Source organism: Bacillota bacterium, from assembly GCA_012837335.1.
Taxonomy (GTDB): domain Bacteria; phylum Bacillota; class Limnochordia; order Darwinibacteriales; family DTU012; genus DTU012.
On sequence record DURM01000054.1, the window covers coordinates 1 to 6,367 of the forward strand.

The 6,367-nt window shown below is 47.1% G+C and carries 6 protein-coding genes; all 6 read left to right on the plus strand.

The window, feature by feature from the left end:
* Positions 1 to 198: 198 nt before the first annotated feature.
* The 6 genes from GX019_07195 to GX019_07220 all read left to right on the plus strand — a co-directional run bounded on the left by GX019_07195 (position 199) and on the right by GX019_07220 (position 6,214).
* Complete coding sequence (locus GX019_07195) at positions 199 to 1,314, plus strand: DUF4932 domain-containing protein (protein ID HHT36948.1); 1,116 nt, start codon at positions 199 to 201, stop codon at positions 1,312 to 1,314.
* A 106-nt stretch (positions 1,315 to 1,420) separates the two neighbouring features.
* A complete protein-coding gene (locus GX019_07200) occupies positions 1,421 to 2,404 on the plus strand; it encodes a hypothetical protein (protein HHT36949.1) in 984 nt (327 codons plus the stop codon).
* A complete protein-coding gene (locus GX019_07205) occupies positions 2,401 to 4,161 on the plus strand; it encodes a tetratricopeptide repeat protein (protein HHT36950.1) in 1,761 nt (586 codons plus the stop codon). The genes GX019_07200 and GX019_07205 overlap by 4 nt, the downstream gene beginning before the upstream one ends.
* 24 nt (positions 4,162 to 4,185) lie before the next feature.
* Positions 4,186 to 4,737, plus strand: a complete 552-nt coding sequence (locus GX019_07210; protein HHT36951.1) for a sigma-70 family RNA polymerase sigma factor — start codon at positions 4,186 to 4,188, stop codon at positions 4,735 to 4,737.
* The gene (locus GX019_07215; protein HHT36952.1) at positions 4,709 to 5,035 is read left to right on the plus strand and encodes a hypothetical protein; all 327 of its coding nucleotides are present in this window, start codon (positions 4,709 to 4,711) and stop codon (positions 5,033 to 5,035) included. Before GX019_07210 ends, GX019_07215 begins: the two co-directional genes overlap by 29 nt.
* A gap of 135 nt (positions 5,036 to 5,170) precedes the next feature.
* A complete protein-coding gene (locus GX019_07220) occupies positions 5,171 to 6,214 on the plus strand; it encodes a hypothetical protein (protein HHT36953.1) in 1,044 nt (347 codons plus the stop codon).
* The last annotated feature ends 153 nt before the right edge of the window (positions 6,215 to 6,367 follow it).

A 6,367-nucleotide genomic window follows, 5' to 3' on the forward strand; every position in this document is an offset into this window, starting at 1 on the left:
ATATTTTAGAAAAAAACAACGCTAGGGTTATAATTTGGTTCTGCAATAGTGCTAAAAGACGGCAGATTGTCAACAACTTGAGCTGATAGATCTCTATACCAAAAATAAGATAGGACGCTGGATTAACCGCCTGGATTTATTTTATTTTCAGCAGGAAAATATTACTTCATAACTAATAACAAATTGAGGTGAATTACGATGATAAAAAAGATACTGATGCTTGCCATAATTTTACTTCTGGCTGTAACTCCAGGTTTTGCGAGCAGCGCCTCGGAAATCTATGTCGGGATTTCACCGGAAATGGAATTGATTTCCGGTGTACTCGCCCAGACATCATGGATTGAGCACAGGGGACCGAAAAACGGAGGCAATGAGTACTTCCGAGCTCTCCAGGCGTTGTTTGAACCGTATAGGGACCACGAGGCGGTGAAAATAGCTCAAAAATTAACTGACCGGGGCTTTACTTATGATGCCCCGCTGGCATTCATGGCTCATTTAGGACCTCTACCAGAACTGGAGATAGTTTTTGAGTACAGCGAGTATATAGTTAAGCGAGGTGGAGGCCGGGATAAACTGGAAGAGTTTCGCCTAGCCTTACGATCTTTAGCTGTAGACGCTCAGTTTTTGGATTTCTACGCTGCCTGGGAGCCCTATTTATCAGAAATACTGATGGAAAGTACTGCCGGATTTGAACCGGAAACAGCCAAAACATGGCTGGAGCAGTTTTTCGGCTGGGAAGCTGCTGAATTTCATCTGATTTTAGCGCCGGCAATGTTTCCCGGCGGAGGTTATGGCGTTACTCTAGAACGACCGGATGGCGAGACGATCGCTTACCAAATTACCCGCGAATATGGAACCGGCACCAATAAGCCCGAGTTCCCGACAGGACAGACTTTGGAGCAGTTAACTATTCATGAGCTGGGGCATTCTTTTGTTAATCCGAGCCTTGAGGCTTACCCGAAGGAGGTGGCTAAGCTCCGTCCCCTCTTTAACCGGGTCAAAGCGGTGATGAAGAGCCAGGCTTACCCCGATGTGGCTACTTTTCTCAACGAACAGGTCTTGCGGGCAGTGGAGGTGCTGGCTGCGGAAGATTTATATGGGGCAGATGCTGTTGAGGAGAATATCACTTATCAGGAAAGCCGAGGCTTTTATCTAACCCGCTTTATAGTGGAGGAGCTGAAGGTATACAAGACTAACCGTGCCCTGTACCCGACTTTTAAAGAGTTTGTGCCGGAACTGCTGAAAATACTGGCTGATTATCAAAGGGAAAATTGCTCGTTTTTGGAGAAGTTGATAGGGATTTTCCCGTTTTAGCTGCCTTATCACAGCCAAACACATCGGAGTTTTTATTCCGGTGTGTTTTTTTATGCAACCATTCTTTAGAGTAATGCCTCTAAAGAAGTGAAGGGAGTTGAGAACAGTGCAGAGGCGGTTCAAACTGAAAACAACTGTGTTTATGTTCTTGGTAATGCTGGGGCTTGCGGTTGGCATCGGTTCCGGCTCAGCCAGTGAAACTCTGCTGCTTAAGTTTAGAGAGACCTATCAAGCTTCGCTGTTGTATGTCGGCAGTACCGATAGAGTTTCCAATATGATTACTAAATATGGAGATTTAGGAACCTGGATGGGTCTTGATCTTAGACGGATAGCCGACGCAGTAGACTTTAAGTTCCGCCTAGGTTTTGAATATCTGGCTTATCAAAGTGATTACCATTTATGTTTTGCAAGCGAAGACGATTTCTTAGTAATAAGACTTTCTGCCGGAACGCCTGATCAGTGGACTTTTCGCAATTACGGAGAAGAGGTTCATACTGTGGAGCAGCACCACGCTGCTGTAAGAAAGAGCGTATTCGCACATACGATGGCTTTAACTTATCATGATGGCTTCCGCATTGAAATCGAAACTTCACTTGATAAGGAGCAGCTATTTGCGATTATCGACTCCATAATTAGGAACTGGCCGGAGCGAGTAAAGCTGCTTACTGCTGACCCACATTCAGTTGATCCCAGCGAGCTTGCATCCTGCTTTAGTGAAAGGGTCTTAGCACCAGAATATGTCGGCAGGTTTCAAAGAAACAGTGTTGTCTATAAAAACGATTCCTACGGGGCTTATTTAGAATCACGCTATGAAGACCCCAATGATCAATCTGTTTTTATCCTGCGGCAGTATGATCTGAAGCTGTATCATGAACGTGAGACATTTCAGCACGCTGGAGTGACCGTTTGGCAGCACAGTTATCCTGCTCGTATCTGGGGTGAAGATCGGATCGTCAAAATTTGGGTTTATGAGCTGTATTGGGATCAGGGTAACCGGCATCTGGAAATACTTGGCGGGAACCGGAGGGTTTTACTGGATGCGATTGAGATTCTTACTTCCATGGGGCAGGAAGGAGCTGAGAAGCTGTGAGGGTAAGAATAAAAAACAAACATCTTATTTTAGCTCTACTTATCTTTATAGCTTCAACAAGTTTGGTTTACGCATCCGGAGGTTATCTTCTTTATTTCCGGGCTGAGGCGGCTAAGGCCCTAAAAAATTACGTCAAGGCTCTTGCTTATTATGATGCCTTGATTACCAGGTATCCTGATCATGAGTATGTGCCCAAGGCATTAACAGAGACGATTCTGATGTTGGCGGACAGTAGAGATTACCTTACCGCAACATTTCTCCACAACCGGTCATCCCGCACTATCCCACCGCCTGAGTATGAAGAGCTGCTGCAGAGCGATGCCCTGACTTTAGAAGAGCGGTGCTGGATGCTGTATGAATTCTATCAGGATCCAGATTTTATGGATTACAAGTATTATGAGTTGAAATTAGTTTTTGATGAACTGGCGACTATCCTTGAGGAGCGGGATTTGGCAGAGGCAGAGGAATTTTACTGGAGTATTATTAAAAACAGAGAGTTTAGAGTTTTGCTTGAAGCTACCGAAAGACTCATTATGCTGTACCTGCAGTGTGACATGATTGATGAAGCTGTGGCGGTTTGGGAAGAGGCGGCAAGTTACAGCAGCCAGCTTTCTATCTTTACAGAGTGGCTGGGACATATCTACTTTGCCCAGGGAGATTACGAGCAGGCCAAGGAGATTTACAAGCAAGGATGGAGTTCTTGGGCGGCGATGCAAAAGATAGAGATGCTTAAAAAGGTCGAGGGAAATGGCAAGCACTTAATCAAAGGAGCAGTTACTATCAACGGGGCTCCTTTTCCCGGGGTAAAGGTCTTGGTCTATCCGGGACCTGAGATTATCGAGGGTGATGGCTGGTACCGTGTTAGACGCAGCAGCGATGAGTATTTCTCGGTGAAAACTCGCAGTGACGGGCAGTTTGTGCTGCGGCTGCCGGATGGAGAGTTTGAGATTGGGATTGAGCTGAACCGCTTCCAGATGGAGCAGGTGGATGGACTGCAGCTGCGGATTAAAAATAGTGAGCTGAGTTTAGGCCCCCAAGTATTAGAGTCAGAAAAGGTTGAGTTCAGTTTTATCGAGCCGCTGCGGGTAATCCAGCCGGAACCAGGTTTCGAATACAGCGGCGGACCGATTGAAATCGAATGGACTCCTTATCCTGAGGCGGACTACTATCTGGTAGAAGTCTACTGCACCTTTTCTAATCCGGATGGAAAGCCCATAGTAGAGCGGGCATGGGCAGCGAAAACAGAGACTACCAGCATCTGCCTCGACAGCCTTTGGGATCCACCGTTTTTCTTGGTCTTTGATGGCGAAGGCATTCATCCTGAAGCCCTGCTGGGACGTCCTGAGCGCATTGGAATTCTCATTGATGCTCGAACATTCGATGGGCGGATTCTGCCGGCAAATGATGCTTTAAATCTGTTTGGCAGGCCGAGGGAACCAGGCTGGTTCACTGCCATATTTCCGGAGTTAACGCAGGAAGAAAAGCTGATCATGGACCGAAGGTACGCTGAAGCCTTTGAGCTGCTTCAGCAGAAAATCACTGAAGATCCCGATAATTTGGATGTCCTGTGGCTGTTAGCACGCTTCTACTATTTCGGCACCTATGTTACAGACCATACCAGCTTAAGCAACTTTTCCAACCGCGATCTAGACAAATGTTTAGCAACACTGCGCAGAATCGAAAAGCTCGCTCCTGGTCCGCGGGTTGAAAAATGGATGGAAATAGTGCTGCGGGAATTGGAAGAGCGGCAGAGGTAATGAGTTTACTGGGGAGGGAACAGAGTGGAGACTGATTTGCGCGGTCAAGAATCAGAGCTGATCGACCACATCGTAAATCAATACGCGGACCGGCTGCTTCGGGCTGCGGTTTTGATCCTTGGCGATTACCATCTTGCCGAAGATATCGTGCAGGAGACACTAATTGATGCCGCCACTCATCTCTCCAGTTTTCGCGGTGAATCTGCCCTCTATACTTGGCTGTACCGGATTTTGATCAGACGCTGCCGCCGCCAGCAGAACCGTCGCTTTTGGAACATGCTGAAGTTTGTTCCCAGGAGCACCCTTGACCACCTGTCTAACCGAAATTCTCCTGTCCCTACTGAACAGGTGGAGGAGAAAATGGAAATAACAGCTGCTTTGCAGCAACTGCCCGAAATTTACCGGGAGATTATCGCTTTATACTACTATGAGGAATTTACAACGGTGGAAATAGCTGCAATTTTGGCGGTGCCGCAGGGTACGGTTAAGAACCGGTTATACAGGGCCAGGCAGAAGTTGAGCCAGTTTTTTAGAGAGGAGGAGGGCGATGAGTTTCAGGCAGAAGTTACAAGTTGAGCTTAAGCATATTGAGTTTAGTGACAGCCAAAAAACGAGGCTGAAAGCCGGGATGAGGCAGGCGCGGGCAGCAGGCAGGAAACGGGACCTGTTTGAGCGTCTCACAGAGTTCTGGAACGGTTACACCGAGTTTTCACTTCCCACCTTAGTGGGTATTATTGCATTTATGGCGATTGTCTCCGGTTCAGTTTATGCCCGCGTGTTTGTGGTGGATGAGACCATCGCTGCGATCCTTTTGAAAACTACAGCGGATATGCTGGAAACATATGCGATCGATTCGGGTGTGATCGGGTTCTAAAAAATTAGTTATCATGGGGCGGCTGGAAATCCAGCTGTCCCTTTTTATAAAACTAACAAATTTAAGAGGTTTTTATTAACAATTAGGGAATATAGAGTTTGGTTTCATAAACGAAGTGCGAGGAAGGTGTACTAAATGAGCAAGTTTACAACATATCAGGATCCGGTGACAGGTTATGAGATTCGGCAGTATACCCATGGTCCGGAGCGCAATACTAAGCTGTATTTTACATCTGAGAACTTTACAGCCGACGACCGCTACTTTTTCTTCACCAAGCAGGTTCCATCGGATGATCCCGATTCTTTTTTCCGCTTTAAAAGCGAGCTTTGGAAAGCGGAAGTTGCAACCGGCGAAGCTCAGCGGGTAGCTGGCAGCGAATACCGCGGTTTTGCGCTGGATCGGCATCAAAACTATGGGGTCGCTGTGAAGGACAATATCGTTTACCGCTATGAGTGCGATACCGATGAGTTTATTGAAGTAGGTGCCCTGCCGGAAGGAGGAAGAATAACCGGCCATCTCACTACAAGCCAAAGCGGCATGATTGTCTGCGGATACCAGCAGTGGAACTGCATTTATGGCTTAGTGACGCTGGATCCAAAGACCGGAAAATCGGAAGTGGTGTACCAGAGCGATTATAATCTCGGACATGTGCAGGTTTGCCCCACAGATGACAATCTCCTTTTCTTCATCCACGAAACAGGCGGCGATGCGCTGCAGCGGATGTGGATCTTTGATAGAGAAGAAGGCAGGGCCAGACCGTACTACGTTGAAAAAGAGGGCGATTGGATTACCCATGAGGTATGGACCGCCGATGGCGAGCATATTGTCTTTATGAAGCTGCCTCGCTATTTAATGATGGGAACCAAGGATGGACATAACTTCCGGGTAGTGGCTGAGGAAGAACAGCTGCTGCATCCTGGGGTTTCCCAGGATGGCAAATGGTTCTGCGCAGACCGCATGAGCTATCTGGGGGTAGAAAGCCCTACCTTGATCTACTTAATCAATGGTGAAACCGGCAAAACTACAGCTGTTGCCAGCACCGATGAGCCGAAAACAGGAGGAGATCATCCTCATCCCTCCTTTAACCGGAGCGGCGACATGATTCTTTTCACCCGCCCTTTCGAAAATGGCGCCTCACAAGTCTGCCTGATTGATCTGAGCCAGGTTAAGGATGAATAAGCTATTTTTTAAGCGAACCAATTTAAGGTCCCCCTGTGTCAGGATAGTTGTCGTAGGTTCCTCAGTAAAGTATAGTTAAAACAGAGGACTTACGGGAGGGTCAAAAATGGCTAGATACAGTGAAGAGTTTAAGTACTCGATTGTTAGCAAGAT

What these genes read in the sequence shown, in the direction of transcription:
- GX019_07195 (HHT36948.1), top strand. Translation starts at nt 199, where the DNA reads ATGATAAAAAAGATACTGATGCTTGCCATAATTTTACTTCTGGCTGTA.
- GX019_07215 (HHT36952.1), top strand. Translation starts at nt 4,709, where the DNA reads ATGAGTTTCAGGCAGAAGTTACAAGTTGAGCTTAAGCATATTGAGTTT.
- GX019_07220 (HHT36953.1), top strand. Translation starts at nt 5,171, where the DNA reads ATGAGCAAGTTTACAACATATCAGGATCCGGTGACAGGTTATGAGATT.